This window comes from Flavobacterium solisilvae (assembly GCF_012911605.1).
In the GTDB taxonomy this organism is placed as follows: domain Bacteria; phylum Bacteroidota; class Bacteroidia; order Flavobacteriales; family Flavobacteriaceae; genus Flavobacterium; species Flavobacterium solisilvae.
In genome coordinates this window covers 1-229 of record NZ_JAAMPT010000019.1, presented here as the reverse complement: position 1 = coordinate 229, position 229 = coordinate 1, and the positions used below count along the sequence as shown (strand labels likewise).

The following is a 229-nucleotide window of genomic DNA, read 5'->3' as shown; positions in this document are numbered from 1 at the left end:
GCGATACGAATTTAACGTTACAGTATTACCCAACGTTGACCGATTTAGAAAACAATACCAATGAAATCACCAACCCATCAGCAGCATTGGTAGGCGATACGACTTTGACCAACGATCCAATTAATTTGGTACAATATGTTTACATCGCTGTTTCGGGTAACAATACCATCGACCATACCGGAAGAAAGTGTTATACCGTTGTACCACAAGGTTACATCATCAACCCGTT

At 40.6% G+C, this 229-nt stretch carries 1 protein-coding gene; it reads left to right on the top strand.

Annotated elements, in window-relative coordinates:
- Nucleotides 1-229 (top strand): hypothetical protein (locus G6042_RS00090; protein ID WP_169522294.1); only part of this gene is annotated, 229 nt, incomplete at both ends.